Consider the following 15091-nt stretch of genomic DNA (forward strand, 5'->3'; position numbering starts at 1 on the left):
CGGGCCACCTCCTGGATGAGGTTCACGGGCTGAGTCCGGCCTTGTCGCAGGCGGGCCGGAGCTTCGGGGTGCAGATCTGGTCGATGGTGTACATACCGTCCTTGACCAGAGTGTCCTCGATGGTGCCGGCCGTCACCGGGACCGACGGGAGCAGGACCGCCGGGATGTCCTGGTCGGTGGGGCTGTCGACGGTTCCGGTGGCGATGGAGTCGACGCTCTCGTCGCGCCCCAGGGCCACCGCCATCTCGGCGGCGGCGTCGGCCGCCGGCTTGAACGGCTTGTAGACGGTCATGTACTGCTCGCCCCTGATGATGCGCTGCGCGGCCGCGAGATCCGCGTCCTGCCCGGTGACCGGCGGTGGCGGGCTCACGCCACTGGCGCCGAAGGCGGAGACCACGGCGCCGGCGAGGCTGTCGTTGGCGGCCAGGACGCCGTCGATGTTGTTCGCGCCCAGGGCGGAGATGGCGCCGCTCATGTTGACGTACGCGTTCTCCGGACGCCATCCGACGGTGTCGTACGACTTTCCGATCTTCACCTTGCCCTCCAGGGCGGAGAGCGCGCCGCGCTTGTACCAGCCGGCGTTGGGGTCGGTGGTGGCGCCGTTCATCATGACGATCTGGCCGCCGTCCGCCTCGGGGCCCATGGCCTTGAGGAGGGCTTCGCCCTGGAGCCTGCCGACGGTCTCCCCGTCGAAGGTGACGTACCCGGAGATGGGTCCCTGGGCGAGCCGGTCGTAGGCGACGACCGGGATGCCGGCCCGGTCCGCGGCCTCGACCGAGGAGCGCAGCGCCTTGGGGTCGACGGCGGCGACGATCAGGACGTCCACGCCCCGGGTGATCATGGCGTCGAGCTGCTGCCGCTGGACCGCCGGTTCGGCCGTGGCGGCGACGGTCGCCGCCGGGCAGTCCGGGCACAGCTCCTTCAGCTTCTTCTCGATCAGGGGCCTGTCGAACTGTCCGAACCGGGAGGCTCCGCCGCCCGGGAGCAGTACGCCGACCTGAAGGTCGTCACCCCCGCCCCCGCCGCTCCCGCCGCTTCCGTCTGCGCCACACGCCCCGGTCAGCACCAGGCCGACGGCGACCACGCCCGCCGCTCCCGCCCGGCTGAGGGACCTTCGCTTCACGGCCGACCGGCCGACACCGAGACCCATTTTCGGTTCCTTAGGGAATTTGCCCGATCTTACCCTGCTATGAGTGGTTCTCATCCAGCGTAGTCAAGCGGCTGGTGCGATCCGGTGCGATCCGGTGCGATCCGGTGCGGTCCGGGGGGTCCGGGGGGTCCGGTGCGGTCCGGTGCGCTCCAGAGGGTCCTGTGCGGTTCAGGGGCCCCGCCGGAGGTCCCACGGGGTCCGGTGCGGACTGCGGCGCTGAGCGAGGGAGTGTCCGGCGTCCCGTGCCCTCGGGTGCGTGAGGTCGTTGGGGCCGATGTGAAGAAGATCATGACGCTGGCCCTGCTGCCCGCCGCCGCCCTTGCCCTAGCCGCCCCCGCCCACGCGGACAATGACAGCAACTTCGGCTCCGGCGTGAACGCCGCGAACAACTGGAACTTCAGCGCGGCCGCCGTGTGCTTCCAGGAACTGGCGGTGGTCCCGGTGGGCGGTGCCTGGAGCGGCAACGCGGTCAACCACTGCGCGAACGGAAACGTGCTGAACCCCGCGGGCTGACCGGCCCCAGCCGGTACGTCCACCCGGGGAGCGGAGCCGGCGCGTCCCCCGGGGGGGGGGGCGGGCCCGGCGGGCGGCGTCCGGCACGCCCCGCCGCACCCCGCCGCACCCCGGCACACCGCGGCGCGACCGATACGTCTGTCCTGCTCGCCCTGTCCGTCCGGCCCCTCCCGCGTGCCCCGGCCACTCCGCCGTCCCCGCCGCCAGGCCCTCGCCCGGCCCTCACCAAGCCCTCGCCCGGCCCCCGCCGACCCCGGACGCCGTAACTGACCCGCCCGAAGGCCTGGACCAATCCCGCGCCGCCCGCCATAGTGACGCTGCCATGACAACCTCGCCTCGTCCATGGAGGGTGACCGTGCGCCGATCCTTCGTCGGGGCCGCCCTGACCGCCACCGTGTCCCTGCTGCTGCCCCTGGCACCCGCTCTGGCGCACGCCCCGGCGGTCGCCCCGGCGGTCGCGACGGCGGTCGCGACGGCGGTCGCGACGGCGGTCGCGCCGGCGGTCGCGACGGCGCAGGACCCCGCCCCCGGGTCCGCCGCTCCGCCCGGCGCCGCCGTGACCGCGGCGGACGACTGGACGGCACCGCTCAGCACCAGGGGCCGCTGGATCGTCGACGCCGACGGCGACCGCTTCAGGCTGCGGTCGGGCAACTGGCACGGCGCGAGCGGGACATGGAACGGCTCGGGCGGCACGGACCAGGACGCGAACCACCACGCGGGCGAGAACTCCGGCCGGACCCCCCTCGGCCTGGACCGTGCCCCCGTCGCCGAGATCGTCGCCGGTTTCCGGGAGATAGGGATCAACAGCGTCCGGCTGCCGTTCTCCAACGAGATGATCCACGACAGCGTCCCCGTCACGGACGCCGCCGTCGCCGCCAACCCCTCCCTGCGCGGCAGGACGCCCCTCCAGGTGTACGACGCCGTCGTCCGCGAACTCACCGCCGCCGGCCTCGCCGTCATCCTCAACAACCACACCAACACCACCCGTTGGTGCTGCGGCGTCGACGGCAACGAACGCTGGAACGCCTCCCAGACCACCGCCGCCTGGGAGAACGACTGGCTCTTCATGGCCCGCCGCTACCGGGACAACAAGCGTGTCGTCGGCGCGGACCTCTACAACGAGGTGCGCCGCGACATCTGGGACGACCCCAACTGGGGCCTCGGCGACGCCCACGACTGGTTCGCCGCCTCGCAGCGCGTGGGCGACCGCATCCTGACGGAGGCCGCCCCCGACCTGCTGATCATCGTCGAGGGCATCAACTGGACCGGCATCCCCGTCGACGGCCTGCCGCACGAACGCCCCACCCTGGAACCGGTACGCCGTCTCTCGCACACGCTCGTCGACTCGGACAAGCTGGTGTACGCGGCCCACTTCTACGACTACACCGGCCCCCGCCACAGCGGCGCCACCGGAACGGGCGAGACCAGCGACCCCCGCTACCGCGATCTGACGCCCACCGAGCTGACCGACGTACTGAACCGCCAGGCGTTCTTCGTCACCGCCGAACAGGACCGGCACTTCACCGCCCCCGTCTGGATCAGCGAGTTCGGCGTCGGGGGCCGAGCGGAGACCGGCGCCCGCCAGCGCGCCTGGTTCGAGAACTTCGTCGACCAACTGGTCCGCGCCGACGCCGACTTCGCGTACTGGCCCCTCGTCGGATGGCACGAGAACCGCACCGGCAACGGCTGGGCCCTGCTCCACTGGGACGCGGCCGGCAACCGCATGGGCCTGTACGACGGTGACGACTGGCGAGCCGCCGCGTGGACCCGGCTCGTCGGGGCCGAGGGCCGCACCGGCCGCGTGGCCCCGGTGACCGACTGGTCGATGCTCAGCCCCGACCACGGCGACTTCGTCGCGTCGCGCCGGATGCGCGCCCTGCCCGACTGGGATCCCGGCGCCCGCAAGGCCGTCTGCCCCGACGGCAGTCGCCTCGTCGGCCTGAGCCACACCGGCAACCGGGGCCTGTGCTCGAACGTGTCCGGCGGGCCCGTGTGGGACCCGGCCGCCGGGCACAGGGTGGTCGTCGACGAGCGGTACGTCACCCCGGGCCGCGACTGGGCGTCCGGCTACACCAAACTCCAGTGCCCTCAGGGTCACTTCCTCACCGGTTACAGCGTCCGGGGGGCCGCCGTCTCCGCCGCGCTGTGCGTGCCCGCGCCGCCCGGTTCGCTCGTCGGCACGAGCGGCCGCACCGTGTGGTTCGACCGCGGCGACAACCGGGGCGACACCCCCAAGGGCGGTGACTTCGCGCAGGGTCACCACAAGGGGCAGTGCGCCGACACCGAGTACGCCGCCGGGATCGCCTACACGGGCCGCGTGGGCTCCTCGCGCACCCCCGACGCGCTCTACTGCCGCCCGAAAGGCTGACCCTCTCCCGATCTACTCCGAGCCGCCCGGACCCGCTCCGAACGGTCCCGTGGAACCCGCCCTGCCCTCATCCGATCCGACCCGCTCAGCCCCGCTTCGCTCCGGTATGCGGCCTTCCGCTTCCCGTGTACATCCAAGGCCCTGTCGCGTGTGTCTTACGAGGCAAGTCCGCTGCTCAAACGGGAAGTTGACCGCCACCGGAGGATCCGATGCAACGACGCCTCGTCATCTCGGCCATCACCACAGCCCTGTGCGGCACCACACTGGTCGGTACCGCCACATCCGCCTCGGCCGCACCCCAGGCCGTCGACTGCCGCAAGGTCAAGTGTGTCGCCCTCACCTTCGACGACGGGCCGGTCACCGACACCCAGCGCCTGCTGCGCCTGCTGAGCGAGCGGGACGTCAGGGCGACCTTCTACGCCGTCGGTACGAACGTCCAGCGAAACCCGTCGACGATGAACGCCGCGGCGCTCGCCGGCCACCAGATAGGCAACCACAGCTGGGACCACGCCGATCTGACCAGACTCAGCGCCGCCAAGATCAAGTCGCAGCTCTCCCGTACGGACACGGCGATCAAGCAGGCGACCGGCAAGAAGCCCACCACGTTCCGCGCCCCCTACGGCGCCCACAACGCGGCGGTCCGCTCGGCCGCCGGACGGCCACTGGTCCACTGGAGCGTGGACACCCTCGACTGGAAGTACCGCGACTCGGCCCGGCTCATCAAGTACGTCGACGCGCAGACCAAGCCCGGTGACATCGTCCTCATGCACGACATCCACCGGACGACGGTCGACGCGGTGCCCGGCATCATCAAGGCACTCAAGGCCCGCGGCTTCCACTTCGTGACCGTCGACCAGCTCTTCGCCCCGGCCAAGCTGCCCAGCGGCAAGGTCACGTACCACAACCGCGCCGCCTATCGGCCGTGAGACGTCAGCCGGAACCGGACACCGAGCCGGGCACCGAACCGGAGACCTCGCCGTCGAGCGCCTCGTGCCCGGAACGGCGGCGGTACTCGGCGTTGATGCGCTGCGCTTCCTCCAGTTGGTCCTCGAGGATGACGATGCGGCAGGCGGCCTCGATCGGGGTGCCCCGGTCGACCAGTTCGCGGGCGCGCGCGGCGATCCGCAGCTGGTAGCGCGAGTAGCGGCGGTGTCCGCCCTCCGAGCGCAGCGGAGTGATCAGCCGCGCCTCACCGAGGGCGCGGAGGAATGCCGGGGTGGAGCCGAGCATCTCGGCGGCCCGCCCCATCGTGTATGCGGGGTAGTCGTCGTCGTCCAGACGACCACTGAGGGGGTTATCTGCTGTCATGTCACCTCGTAGTGCAACGCGTCGAGGGGCCCTGGTGCCGTACGGCACCAGGGCCCCGAAGGAAATTCAACACCATCTGTCGGCTCTCGTGCTGTGCCGACCTTCTGTATCCGCTACCAGCCCTGACGAAGGGGGGTGCGGGGATCGCGGCTGCTTGACCGGAGACCACCTTCCCATCCGGGGTCTTGCGGTACCCGGGCCGAGTGCCTCTCGGGCCGGGCGATCCTGATGGCGTCTCCTCCGTTCTTGCTCGTGTACTGCGACCTCGCCGGTCCGTGGCCGGTAGGTCGCCAGACCGTCTCAACGAGTAGAAGGCTAACCGCGTCGGAGGTCAATGTCTACTGTGGCCAAGATAGATTTCAGTCGTCTGGAGGCGCAGATAGCCTGCTACCAGGGGTGATGGGCGACATGCGATCCGTTACGGCGGCGCCTGGCGGCCGGCGCAGGCCGGGTAGGACCGGGGTGACCGGGGTGACCGGGGGGCCCGGGGGGCCCGGGGGTGTGGGCCGGGTCGGCCGCGATCGGTGAATTCGACGGCGGAAAGCGAAAGCGGCGCTGTGTCCTGCGCGAGGGAATCGTCGGAGCGGATCGGAGGCGACACACGCGGAACGCGTGATCGTGCGACCGTGATCCGCCTCGGCCGGGGAAGTGCCCCGGTGGGGAAGTGCCCCGGTGGGGCGGAAACGCAACGAGCTGGGGCCCGCACCTCAAGGTGCGGGCCCCAGCTGCTGAGAATATGTGCCGCGAGTGTCAGGCGGTGACGATGTTCTCGGCCGTCGGGCCCTTCTGGCCCTGCGCGATGTCGAACGACACCTTCTGGCCTTCCTGCAGCTCGCGGAAGCCCTGGGCGGCGATGTTCGAGTAGTGGGCGAAGACGTCGGGGCCGCCGCCGTCCTGCTCGATGAAGCCGAAGCCCTTTTCCGCGTTGAACCACTTCACGGTGCCAGTAGCCATGTCATTTCTCCTTCGGAGACGAGGTACGGAATTCGCCGTGTGCGGATTCCGCGTCGCCGTGCTGATCAACCCGTCAGGAAATGAACCTTCTGGCAACCACACCTGCAACTGGCATCGACATTAGCACGGCACGATCCGGTCTGAATGATCCAAAATTCCGTTCGGGTCGGGGGTCGAGGAATACTCGTCGCACGCCCCGCCTATTTCTCACTTCGCGGATACAGATATTCCTCCGCGCCCCGTTGCGGTCCCCGCGCTACTCCGCCCGCCCTGCGGTCCAGGTGATGAGCGGGGGCTCGACCCGTGCGCACAGGGGGCCGCCCTGGGGGTCGGTCAGACCGAGGCGTCCGACCAGCAGCCCGTCGCGTGCGGCGACGGCGAGCACCTCGGCGGGGATCACGTCGAGCATGAGCTTGGCGCGGCGGAACATCGTGAAGGTGCCCGAGACGTCGACCGTTCCCCACGACAGGTAGACGAAGCGCCGGCCCAGCCGGTCCTGCACATAGGGCCCCTTGATCCCGATGCCGTCCGCCGAGGTGCTCGCGGTGCACTCCAGGGTCCAGGTCGCGGACGGGGCGTCGCCGGGCTGCGGATCGAGGAGTTCGGCCGGACGGTCGCGGCGCTGCACGGCGACATGGAGGTTGTCGTACGCCGGGACTCTGCCGTCGGCGGAGGCGGGGCGGGTGCGGCCGGGGAGGTCGACGGCGTCGATGCGGATGCGCATGACTCCCATCATCCCGCCGCCGGTGCCGGTGCCGACGCCGACTCCACCCACCCGGCGGTGTCGCAGACCGTGTACGTGCCCGGCGCCAAGGGGAGACGTCGCCGAACTCTTCCAACTGGTCCAGCGTGCACGGCGCGTCGACCTCGGCCCCCGCCTCGCCGCGTAGGGACCGCCATGCTGCCGCCACCCACCCCCGCCCGGGTGACGCGGACGGTCGATGCGGCGGTCGACGCGGGCACTCGCTACGGCGGTCGATGGCCGGCCCGGGGCATCGAAATCGGCCAGATCGCGACCCCCTGTCACAGACGCCGTGCCTCATGCTGGACGTCACCGAGAACCACACCCCAGGTCCTCGTGGCGGACAACTACTGAAAGCGTTTGTGTGCGTTCCGTTGACACCCGGCACATCCGCTCCTAATGTCACGCCAATCTCGCCAATCTTCCGACCATGTGACGAGATTTCGAACGACGGGAAAGGCAAGTGCCCTGCGTAGCACCGGAGTCAGCACAGACGTGGCCGGGACGCCGTGGCGCAGCCTCACCCTTGTCCAGGTGCACGCGGGCAGCGGGATCACGACAGCCGACGGGCCCCGGGACGCCGACGCGTCCGGGCAGCGGCTCGACCGATGTGCCGGGCGACCCGCACCGCGATGACCCAGCGCGGTCCGTCCCCCGCTCACCGGCACCGAGGCGGCACGACGAGGCCGCCGGGCCGATCCTCCGCGGCCGCCGCCGCTCCACCTGACGTTCGGTCCGTCTCGACGACGACAAGAACAGGGAAAGACACCATGCCCAACCGAAGAGCCGCCCTCGCCTCCCTCGCCGGAGCGGTCTCGCTCGCCCTCACCCTGTCCGCCTGCGGCGGCGAGACCAGCGAGAGCAGCTCCGAGAGCGGCACGATCGGCATCGCCATGCCCACGCGCGCCTCCGAGCGCTGGCTCACCGACGGCAAGAGTGTCGTGGAGGACCTGCAGGACAAGGGGTACAAGACCGAGCTGCTCTACGGTGAGGACAACCCGCAGACCCAGGTCAAGCAGATCGAGAAGCTGATCAAGCAGGGCGTCGACGCGCTGATCATCGCGGCCATCGACAACAAGTCGCTGAACGGCGCGCTCGAACAGGCCGCCGCCGCGAAGATCCCCGTGATCTCCTACGACCGGCTCATCCTCGGCACCAGGAACGTCGACTACTACGTCTCGTTCGACAACGAGCAGGTCGGCCGGCTCCAGGCCCGCCACATCATCGAGAAGCTCGGCCTGGAGGACGGCAAGGGCCCGTTCAACATAGAACTGTTCGCCGGCTCTCCCGACGACAACAACACCAAGTTCTTCTTCGACGGCGCGATGCATCTGCTGCAGCCGTATCTGGACAACAAGCAGTTGGTGGTCAGGTCCGGCCAGACCGAGATGGACAAGATCACCACGCTGCGCTGGGACGGACCCACCGCGCAGAAGCGCATGACCCAGGTCCTCTCCCAGTCGTACAGGAGCCAGCGGGTCGACGCGGTCCTGTCGCCGTACGACGGCATCTCCATCGGCGTTCTCACCGCGCTGAAGGCGGCCGGTTACGGCACCGCCGCCAAGCCCCTCCCGATCATCACCGGACAGGACGCCGAACTGGCCTCGGTGAAGTCGATCATCGCGGGCGACCAGTCGCAGACCGTCTTCAAGGATCTCCGCCAACTCGCGGGCAGGGCGGCGAACATGGCGGACGACATCCTCAACGGCGAGACCCCGGAGCTGAACAACAGAAGGGCGTACAAGAACGGCGTCAAGGCCGTGCCCGCGTACCTGCTGCAGCCGATCAGCGTCGACAAGTCCAACTACGAGTACGTCCTGGCCGCGAGCGACCTCTACACGGAGGAAGACCTCAAGTAGCCTCGGGTCCCAGTGACCCGGATCACACCTTGAGGCCGGTCACATTCGCGACCCCCGCCGGTCATGACCGACGACACGTGCCGACGCACGCGGACCCGCGCCGCGCCCGGCCGACCGACGGAAAGGACGCGACCGACATGACCGCACCCGTGAAGGGCCCCGCCAGTTATTTCCCCTCGATCGAGAAGAAGTACGGCCGTCCCATCGCCGAGTGGAAGGACATGATCCGGGCCTCGCCGCTCACCAAGCACATGGAACTCGTCTCCTGGCTCAAGAGCGAGCACGGCCTGGGCCACGGCCACGCCAACGCCCTCGTGGCCCACACGCTCGCCGAACAGTGAGCGGGGCGGCCCCGCCGCGCACCGGTCGCCTGTCCGCGCATACGTGTGCACCTGTGTAGTACGCCCCGGTTTGAGGTCTTCGTATCCCCGTGTCCGGGTATCCGGTGAAGGACGGGACCGGGTCCGTGTCCGGGTCGACGACCGGATCGCCTGATCGGCGTGCAGAGAGGGGCGACGGCATGCAGACCTTCTTGCCGTATGCCGATTTCCGGGCCTCGGCGGAGGCCCGGGACCGTCGTCGGCTCGGAAAGCAGCGCGTCGAGGCGCTGCAGGTGCTGCGCGGACTCATCCGGCCCGGGTACGGGTGGCGGCGGCATCCGGCGGTGCGCATGTGGGCGGGTTACGAGGAGGCCCTCGTCCGGTACGGCCTGGAGATCTGCGAGGTGTGGTGCGAGTTGGGCCACCGGGACAGCTGCGCGGCCACCCTGGTCACCGACTTCACGGAGTTCCGGCCCGACGGGCCGCTCCGGGACCAGGCGCGGCTGGCGGCCGCCGGGGAGCTGCCGCCCTGGCTCGGCGACGAGGCCTTCCATCGCAGCCACCGCTCCGCGCTGGTCCGCAAGGACCCCGCCCTCTACGCCGAGTCCTTCCCCGACGTGCCGGACGACCTGCCGTACGTATGGCCCACGTCCGACCGGGAGGCCACCGCCTCACTGTGACCGAGTGACCGGTGGCCGAGTGGCCGAGTGGCAGGGTGATCGGGCGACCGGCGGCGTACCGGCGTCGACGGCTGTCGGCAGCGCCGGCAGCGCACATCCGGTGGCAGCGCTCGATAGGTGGCAGCGCGAGCGCTCGATGGGCGCGCGCTCGATGAGTGCGTCACCCGTCCTTCTTCCTGCCGCGCAGCGCCTGCGGTTTGTGTACGGCCGTGCGCCCGGACTTGTCGCTGCGGACCAGGTACTGAGGGTCCTCGGCGGAGGCGTCGACGGTGCGTCCGGCGGCCTCGGTCTTCTCGGTGATCTTCTTCTCGACCTTGCCCGTGGCCTCGGACCCGTGACTCTTCCACGACACTCGATCGCCCTTGCGCGGCTGTCGCTTCCCGGCCATGCTTCACCTCCCGTCACTCAAGTCGCGAGTGCCCCGGTAAAAACGGACGAAAGCGACACTCGGGCTCCCATCGGAAGCGCGGCGGCGAGCGCCCCCACCACTTCGCCACCGGGCACCGGCATTTCAGAACGGTGGAACCCGCGGCTATCGCCCGCAACCGCGATGGCCGAAAATGTGTCTCACTCTCCACGCGGCCCGGTCCCGGGGGAGTGGATGGGCGGCGGCGCACGGCGGCCTTGGGGGTGGAATGAACACATGGGCGGTGCCCGGATACACCGAGTCACTCGAACTCGGGTCCGGGGCGAGCGGGCGGGTCGTACTGGCCGTGCACGAGGAGACCGGAGTTCCGGTCGCGGTGAAGTACCTCAGCGAGCCCCTGCGCACCCGGCCGGGCTTCGTACGCGACTTCCGGGCCGAGGCGCGGCTGCTCGGCGGACTGCAGAGCCCGCACGTGACCGGACTGTACGAGTACGTGGAGAGCCCGCACGGCGCCGCCATCGTGATGGAGCTGGTGGACGGCGTCTCGCTGCGGGCGCTGCTTTCCAGACAGGGCCCGCTCGACCCCGAGGCCGCGCTCGTCATCCTCAAGGGATCGCTGCTCGGCCTCGCCGACGCGCACCGGATCGGCGTCGTCCACCGCGACTACAAGCCGGAGAACGTCCTGGTCGTACCGGACGGCGAGTCCAAGCTCGTCGACTTCGGGATCGCGGTGGACGCGGGCACCAGCGCCGGTGTGGCGGGAACCCCGTCCTACATGGCCCCGGAGCAGTGGACGGGCGCGCCCGCCTCGCCCGCCGCCGACGTGTACGCGGCCACGGCCACGTTCTTCGAGTGTCTGACGGGCCACAAGCCGTACGCGGGCGACAACCTCGCCGAACTCGCCCTGCAGCACGTCGACGCGCCCGTCCCCGTGGACGAGGTCCCCGAACCCGTACGGGATCTGGTGCGGCGGGGGCTGGCCAAGGACCCGGAGGAGCGGCCGGCGGAGGTCGAGGCGTTCGTCTCGGATCTGGAGGCGGCCGCCGGCGGCGCCTACGGGCCCGACTGGGAGGAGCGCGGTCGAGGCCGGCTCGCCGCGCTGGTGGCACTGCTGCCGCTGCTGCTGCCCTCGGCCCGCGGCGGCCCCCGGACCAGCACGGACAGCGCGCGCACGGTGCTGAGTCAGGGCCCGGGCGGTGGCTGGGCGCGGTCCTGGAGACCCGGCCGGCCCGGGATGCTCGTGTCCGGCGCCGCCGCGCTGCTGGGCGTTCTCCTGACCTACGGGATCCAGCACGCCCCGGGAGCCGCTCCGCAGGAGGCGGCCCAGGCCCTGGCCACCACCAGCGCCGCGCCCGGTACGACGACGGGTCCCACCGCCGCGACCACCCCCGCGTCTGCGTCCCCGGCCCCGACCGCCTCCGAGTCGGCCGACGCGTCGGCGTCACCCGGCCTGTCGCCCTCGGCGCCGTCGCCCACCGACACGGGGGAGCCCTCGGCCTCCGCCCCTTCGACCGGGGACCCGGACACGACGCCGCCCGGCGACAGCGACACGGAGAGCCCACCGGCGCCGACGACGTCCGCCCCCTCCGCGCCCGCCGCCACGGCCGTCAAGGACGTCACGGTGTCGGCCTTCCGGCAGACGGGCCCCACGACCGCCACGTCGACCATCACCATCACCACGGACGGCACCGGCCCGGTCTCCGTCACCGTCTCGTGGTTCAAGGGCGACGGCTCCGGACAGCTCGGCGCACCGGACGGCGCGTCCCAGACCTTCCGGCGCGATGGCGCGAGCCAGTACACGATCACCGTCGACCACACCTTCGGACGAGGCGGCTGCTACTGGGCGGTCCAGGGCACCACCAGCCCGGCCTCCGCCGACGGCGGCGCGTCGCAGCAGCTGCTGACCAGGCAGTGTGAGATCCGGTGACCACGCGAAACGACCGTCCTCCGACACCGTCCGGGGACCACGAGCCGACGCAGGCGCTGGGTTCTGTCGACGAGCAGGGAGCGACTGTCCGGCTGGGCCCGGTCGACGAGGTGGGCGGGACCGTCCGGCTGGGGTCTGTCGACGCGCACGACACCACCGTCCGTCTCGGCTCCGCCGGCTTGGGCGGCCCGGTCGATGAAGGGGGCGGAACCATCCGTCTCGGCCCGGTCGATGACCAGGGCGGGACCGTCCGCCTCGGCCTCGCCGACGCGCACGACACCACCGTCCGTCTCGACCCCGCCGACGGTCACCCCCCGAGCGGCGAACCCGCCTACGACCCCGCCTACGACGACGCCGAGTACAGCGCGACCGTGCTGGCCAGCCACTGGATCCAGCGGCCCCAGTCCGGCGACACACTCGTCGAGAACTCCCCGACGCGGCCCGCGTCCGAGCCCACACCGGTGCTCTCCCCGGAGCCGCAGTCGCAGTCACGGTCGCTGTCACGATCGCAGACACGATCGGAGTCCGAGGCGGACGGGGAGCCGGGATCGACGCCCCCCGACCGCGTCGAAGGCACCCTGCTCCGTTTCGGTCCGGGCGTGACCGCCGAGGTCGCGCACCGCACCCACCGGACGCTGCCCACCATGCAGCCGGTCCAGGTGCCCCGGCGCCGACGGCTGCGCCGGCACGCCCTGCCCGCCCTGGTGGTGCTCTGCGTCCTCGCGTTCCTCGCCTGGCAGCGCCTGGGTCCGTCCGTGCAGGTGCGTACGGTGGCGGTCGCGGCCGAGCCGAAGGTCCTGGGGTGCGACGGCACCGCGGACATCGTCGGCCTCGTCAGGACGAACGGCCGTCCGGGCACGCTCTCCTACCGGTGGATCCGGAGCGACGGCACCACCTCGGGTGTCCTGCGCGAAGTGCTGGTCCGGGACCAGCGTCAGGCGCGCCTGCACCTGCTGTGGACGTTCCAGGGCAAGGGCCGTCACGAGGGCCGGGCCGAACTGCGCATCCTCTCCCCGTCGCAGCGAGCGGTCACCGTCCCCGTCACGTACGACTGCCCCTGACGGACCGAACCGGCCGGCCGGTTCACGACCCGCCGATCGGGGGGTGGAGAAGCCCGCCCGGCGGGGCAACTCCCGTGGATCGTCGGGTGGTTGGACCGCATCCGACTCGGCGACGTTGTCCCGGTGACCGAGATCGAAAGCACCGAGAAACCCTCACCGCCCGGCTCACCCGCACCCGCACCCGCGCCCGAGTCCGCACCGGCACCCGCAACCGCAACCGCGCCCGCCCCGGCGGCGGAACGCACCGCGCCGATGACGCGGCTGGTCGCGGTGGACCTCGCCCGCGCACTGGCGGTGTTCGGGATGTTCGCCGTGCACGTGGGACCCTTTCCGACGCCGGGGGGCGGCGTCGGCGACTGGTTCCTGGGCCTGGCGAGCGGCCGCGCGTCCGCGCTGTTCGCCACCCTCGCCGGATTCTCGCTGACACTGATCGCGGGCCGCCTCGAACCGAAGACCGGACTGGCCGGCCGACAGGCGAGGGCCCGGATCGTGATCAGGGCCGTGGTCCTGCTGGTCCTGGGCGTCGCGCTGGCGACGACGAACTTCGGCGGCGCCGGGATCCTCAACTTCTACGCCGTCTACTTCCTGCTGGCCCTGCCCCTGCTGCGGCTGCGGGCCAGGACGCTCGCGACCATCGCGGTCGCGCTCGCGGTCGTCACCCCGCAGGTGGCGTACGCCCTGCGGTCGCTGCTCACGGAGTCCGTCGTGAGCGGCGTCGACTCGTACGACCCGATCGCCCGCCTCTCCGGCGTGGGCGTGCTCGACTTCCTGCTCACCGGCCTCTACCCGGCGATCACCTGGATGACGTTCGTGGTCACCGGCATGGCGCTGGGCCGCCTGGATCTGGCCTCCGCGGCGGTGCAGCGGCGGCTGGCCGTGGTCGGCCCGGCGCTGATCGCGTTCGGGTACGGCGTCTCGTGGCTGGTGCTGCGGTGGACCGGTGGCGACCAGAGGATCATGAGCGGGATGCCGTCCATGGAGGACTTCGAGGCCATGAAGGACTCCGGCACGGCGGCGGCTTCCTTCGACATGCCGGTCGGCGGTGAGCTGTGGGGCCCTGACGCATGGGGGCTGCTGGCGGCCGAGCCGCACAGTGGTTCCACGTTCGACCTCATCGGCAGCCTGGGGATCGCGATCACCGTGCTCCTGTGCCTGACGGTCGCGCTGGCCCGGCTGCCGTGGCTGGGCCGGGCGGCGACGCTGATCATCGCCGTCGGCACCATGTCCCTGACCCTCTACGTCGGCCACATCCTGGTCATCCTCGCCCTCCCCGGCGAAGCCGCCGCACCACCTCAGTCCGCGTCCACCACACTGCTGCTCGCGTTCATCACCGGAGCCGTCCTCTTCGCGACGGCCTGGTCACGCTTCTTCCGCCGGGGCCCCCTGGAACACCTGCTCCACCGTGCGACGACACTGGCTCGCCGGGTGCGCTGAGCGCGCCGCGGAGAGCAGGAGGGGCACCCTCACGGCCACTGGGCTTGATCCGCTTCGACAGCCACTCGCGATCAGCGGTTCTGCCCCGGGAGAGGCCAGGCCGACCAACCCGCCGTAGCGGCTGCCGCGCCTGGCCCGCGGTCCGGCCGTGGGAGGCGCCCTTCCCGCGGCGCGGATCCGTCAGCGCAGGTCGGGCAGGGGGCGTCGGGCGACCTCGTGGGCGTCGTCCGGGGGGACGCCCAGCATCCGCAGGACCATCTCGGCGAGGTTCACCGCGGCCTCGTCACCATCCAGGTCGGGGCGGGCGAACCTCAGCTCCACCAGGGACAGCAGGGTCCCGCCCAGCGGGGACAGGGCTCAAGACCCTCGCCCTCCAGTTGCCCGGCGAGGTCACGTCGTGCTGGTTCC

General features: G+C 71.3%; 14 protein-coding genes and 1 pseudogene. 9 read left to right on the forward strand and 6 right to left on the reverse strand.

The genetic code is table 11. The features are described 5' to 3' along the window. Positions 1–22: 22 nt before the first annotated feature. Entirely contained in the window at positions 23–1150 is a 1128-nt protein-coding gene (locus tag H4687_RS24420) for a sugar ABC transporter substrate-binding protein (RefSeq protein WP_046920233.1), read from the reverse strand. Positions 1151–1426: 276 nt separating this feature from the next. Between H4687_RS24420 and H4687_RS24425 the strand changes: the two genes are divergently transcribed. The 3 genes from H4687_RS24425 to H4687_RS24435 all read left to right on the forward strand — a co-directional run bounded on the left by H4687_RS24425 (position 1427) and on the right by H4687_RS24435 (position 4957). Further along, a complete protein-coding gene (locus H4687_RS24425) occupies positions 1427–1663 on the forward strand; it encodes a hypothetical protein (RefSeq protein WP_097249713.1) in 237 nt (78 codons plus the stop codon). 322 nt (positions 1664–1985) lie between these two features. After that, entirely contained in the window at positions 1986–4031 is a 2046-nt protein-coding gene (locus H4687_RS24430) for a glycoside hydrolase family 5 protein (protein WP_050398824.1), read from the forward strand. A gap of 209 nt (positions 4032–4240) precedes the next feature. Then, the gene (locus H4687_RS24435) at positions 4241–4957 is read left to right on the forward strand and encodes a polysaccharide deacetylase family protein (protein ID WP_046920014.1); all 717 of its coding nucleotides are present in this window, start codon (positions 4241–4243) and stop codon (positions 4955–4957) included. Between the two features lie 4 nt (positions 4958–4961). Here the strand turns inward: H4687_RS24435 and H4687_RS24440 are convergent, their stop codons facing one another. The 3 genes from H4687_RS24440 to H4687_RS24450 all read right to left on the reverse strand — a co-directional run bounded on the left by H4687_RS24440 (position 4962) and on the right by H4687_RS24450 (position 7017). After that, positions 4962–5339 carry a helix-turn-helix domain-containing protein gene (locus H4687_RS24440; RefSeq protein ID WP_046920013.1) on the reverse strand — a complete coding sequence of 126 codons (378 nt, stop codon included), beginning with the start codon at positions 5337–5339 and terminating at the stop codon, positions 4962–4964. A 750-nt stretch (positions 5340–6089) separates the two neighbouring features. Further along, the gene (locus H4687_RS24445) at positions 6090–6293 is read right to left on the reverse strand and encodes a cold-shock protein (protein WP_020113641.1); all 204 of its coding nucleotides are present in this window, start codon (positions 6291–6293) and stop codon (positions 6090–6092) included. A 256-nt stretch (positions 6294–6549) separates the two neighbouring features. Beyond that, entirely contained in the window at positions 6550–7017 is a 468-nt protein-coding gene (locus H4687_RS24450; protein WP_225966802.1) for a DUF5990 family protein, read from the reverse strand. 788 nt (positions 7018–7805) lie between these two features. On the opposite strand from H4687_RS24450, the gene chvE reads away from it, so the two are divergent. From chvE to H4687_RS24465, 3 genes are all read left to right on the forward strand, one after another. Beyond that, positions 7806–8894 (forward strand): multiple monosaccharide ABC transporter substrate-binding protein, encoded by a 1089-nt coding sequence (gene chvE, locus H4687_RS24455; RefSeq protein WP_046915928.1) that lies wholly within the window; start codon positions 7806–7808, stop codon positions 8892–8894. Positions 8895–9031: 137 nt separating this feature from the next. Then, positions 9032–9235, forward strand: a complete 204-nt coding sequence (locus tag H4687_RS24460; protein ID WP_046915947.1) for a DUF4287 domain-containing protein — start codon at positions 9032–9034, stop codon at positions 9233–9235. Between the two features lie 179 nt (positions 9236–9414). Beyond that, positions 9415–9894 (forward strand): MSMEG_6728 family protein, encoded by a 480-nt coding sequence (locus tag H4687_RS24465; RefSeq protein WP_046915929.1) that lies wholly within the window; start codon positions 9415–9417, stop codon positions 9892–9894. A 160-nt stretch (positions 9895–10054) separates the two neighbouring features. Here the strand turns inward: H4687_RS24465 and H4687_RS24470 are convergent, their stop codons facing one another. Further along, entirely contained in the window at positions 10055–10282 is a 228-nt protein-coding gene (locus tag H4687_RS24470; protein ID WP_046915930.1) for a hypervirulence associated TUDOR domain-containing protein, read from the reverse strand. A gap of 247 nt (positions 10283–10529) precedes the next feature. Here H4687_RS24470 and H4687_RS24475 point away from each other — a divergent pair, with 247 nt between their 5' ends. The 3 genes from H4687_RS24475 (at position 10530) to H4687_RS24485 (ending at position 14683) form a co-directional block, all read left to right on the forward strand. Continuing rightward, the gene (locus H4687_RS24475) at positions 10530–12188 is read left to right on the forward strand and encodes a serine/threonine-protein kinase (protein ID WP_046915931.1); all 1659 of its coding nucleotides are present in this window, start codon (positions 10530–10532) and stop codon (positions 12186–12188) included. Further along, positions 12185–13249: a hypothetical protein gene (locus H4687_RS24480; protein WP_046915932.1), complete on the forward strand. Its 1065-nt coding sequence runs from the start codon at positions 12185–12187 to the stop codon at positions 13247–13249. The genes H4687_RS24475 and H4687_RS24480 overlap by 4 nt, the downstream gene beginning before the upstream one ends. Before the next feature lie 123 nt (positions 13250–13372). Continuing rightward, positions 13373–14683 (forward strand): DUF418 domain-containing protein, encoded by a 1311-nt coding sequence (locus H4687_RS24485; RefSeq protein ID WP_078907384.1) that lies wholly within the window; start codon positions 13373–13375, stop codon positions 14681–14683. 180 nt (positions 14684–14863) lie between these two features. Here H4687_RS24485 and H4687_RS24490 read toward each other — a convergent pair. Then, a pseudogene (locus tag H4687_RS24490) lies at positions 14864–15040 on the reverse strand (TetR/AcrR family transcriptional regulator); the annotation flags it as partial. Between the last annotated feature and the right edge of the window lie 51 nt (positions 15041–15091).

The sequence above is a fragment of the Streptomyces stelliscabiei genome (genome assembly GCF_014873495.1).
GTDB lineage: Bacteria > Actinomycetota > Actinomycetes > Streptomycetales > Streptomycetaceae > Streptomyces > Streptomyces bottropensis.

What these genes read in the sequence shown, in the direction of transcription:
- H4687_RS24470 (WP_046915930.1), bottom strand. Translation starts at nt 10,282, where the DNA reads ATGGCCGGGAAGCGACAGCCGCGCAAGGGCGATCGAGTGTCGTGGAAG.
- H4687_RS24475 (WP_046915931.1), top strand. Translation starts at nt 10,530, where the DNA reads ATGAACACATGGGCGGTGCCCGGATACACCGAGTCACTCGAACTCGGG.
- H4687_RS24445 (WP_020113641.1), bottom strand. Translation starts at nt 6,293, where the DNA reads ATGGCTACTGGCACCGTGAAGTGGTTCAACGCGGAAAAGGGCTTCGGC.
- H4687_RS24465 (WP_046915929.1), top strand. Translation starts at nt 9,415, where the DNA reads ATGCAGACCTTCTTGCCGTATGCCGATTTCCGGGCCTCGGCGGAGGCC.
- H4687_RS24460 (WP_046915947.1), top strand. Translation starts at nt 9,032, where the DNA reads ATGACCGCACCCGTGAAGGGCCCCGCCAGTTATTTCCCCTCGATCGAG.
- H4687_RS24435 (WP_046920014.1), top strand. Translation starts at nt 4,241, where the DNA reads ATGCAACGACGCCTCGTCATCTCGGCCATCACCACAGCCCTGTGCGGC.
- chvE (WP_046915928.1), top strand. Translation starts at nt 7,806, where the DNA reads ATGCCCAACCGAAGAGCCGCCCTCGCCTCCCTCGCCGGAGCGGTCTCG.
- H4687_RS24440 (WP_046920013.1), bottom strand. Translation starts at nt 5,339, where the DNA reads ATGACAGCAGATAACCCCCTCAGTGGTCGTCTGGACGACGACGACTAC.
- H4687_RS24430 (WP_050398824.1), top strand. Translation starts at nt 1,986, where the DNA reads ATGACAACCTCGCCTCGTCCATGGAGGGTGACCGTGCGCCGATCCTTC.
- H4687_RS24420 (WP_046920233.1), bottom strand. Translation starts at nt 1,150, where the DNA reads ATGGGTCTCGGTGTCGGCCGGTCGGCCGTGAAGCGAAGGTCCCTCAGC.
- H4687_RS24450 (WP_225966802.1), bottom strand. Translation starts at nt 7,017, where the DNA reads ATGCGCATCCGCATCGACGCCGTCGACCTCCCCGGCCGCACCCGCCCC.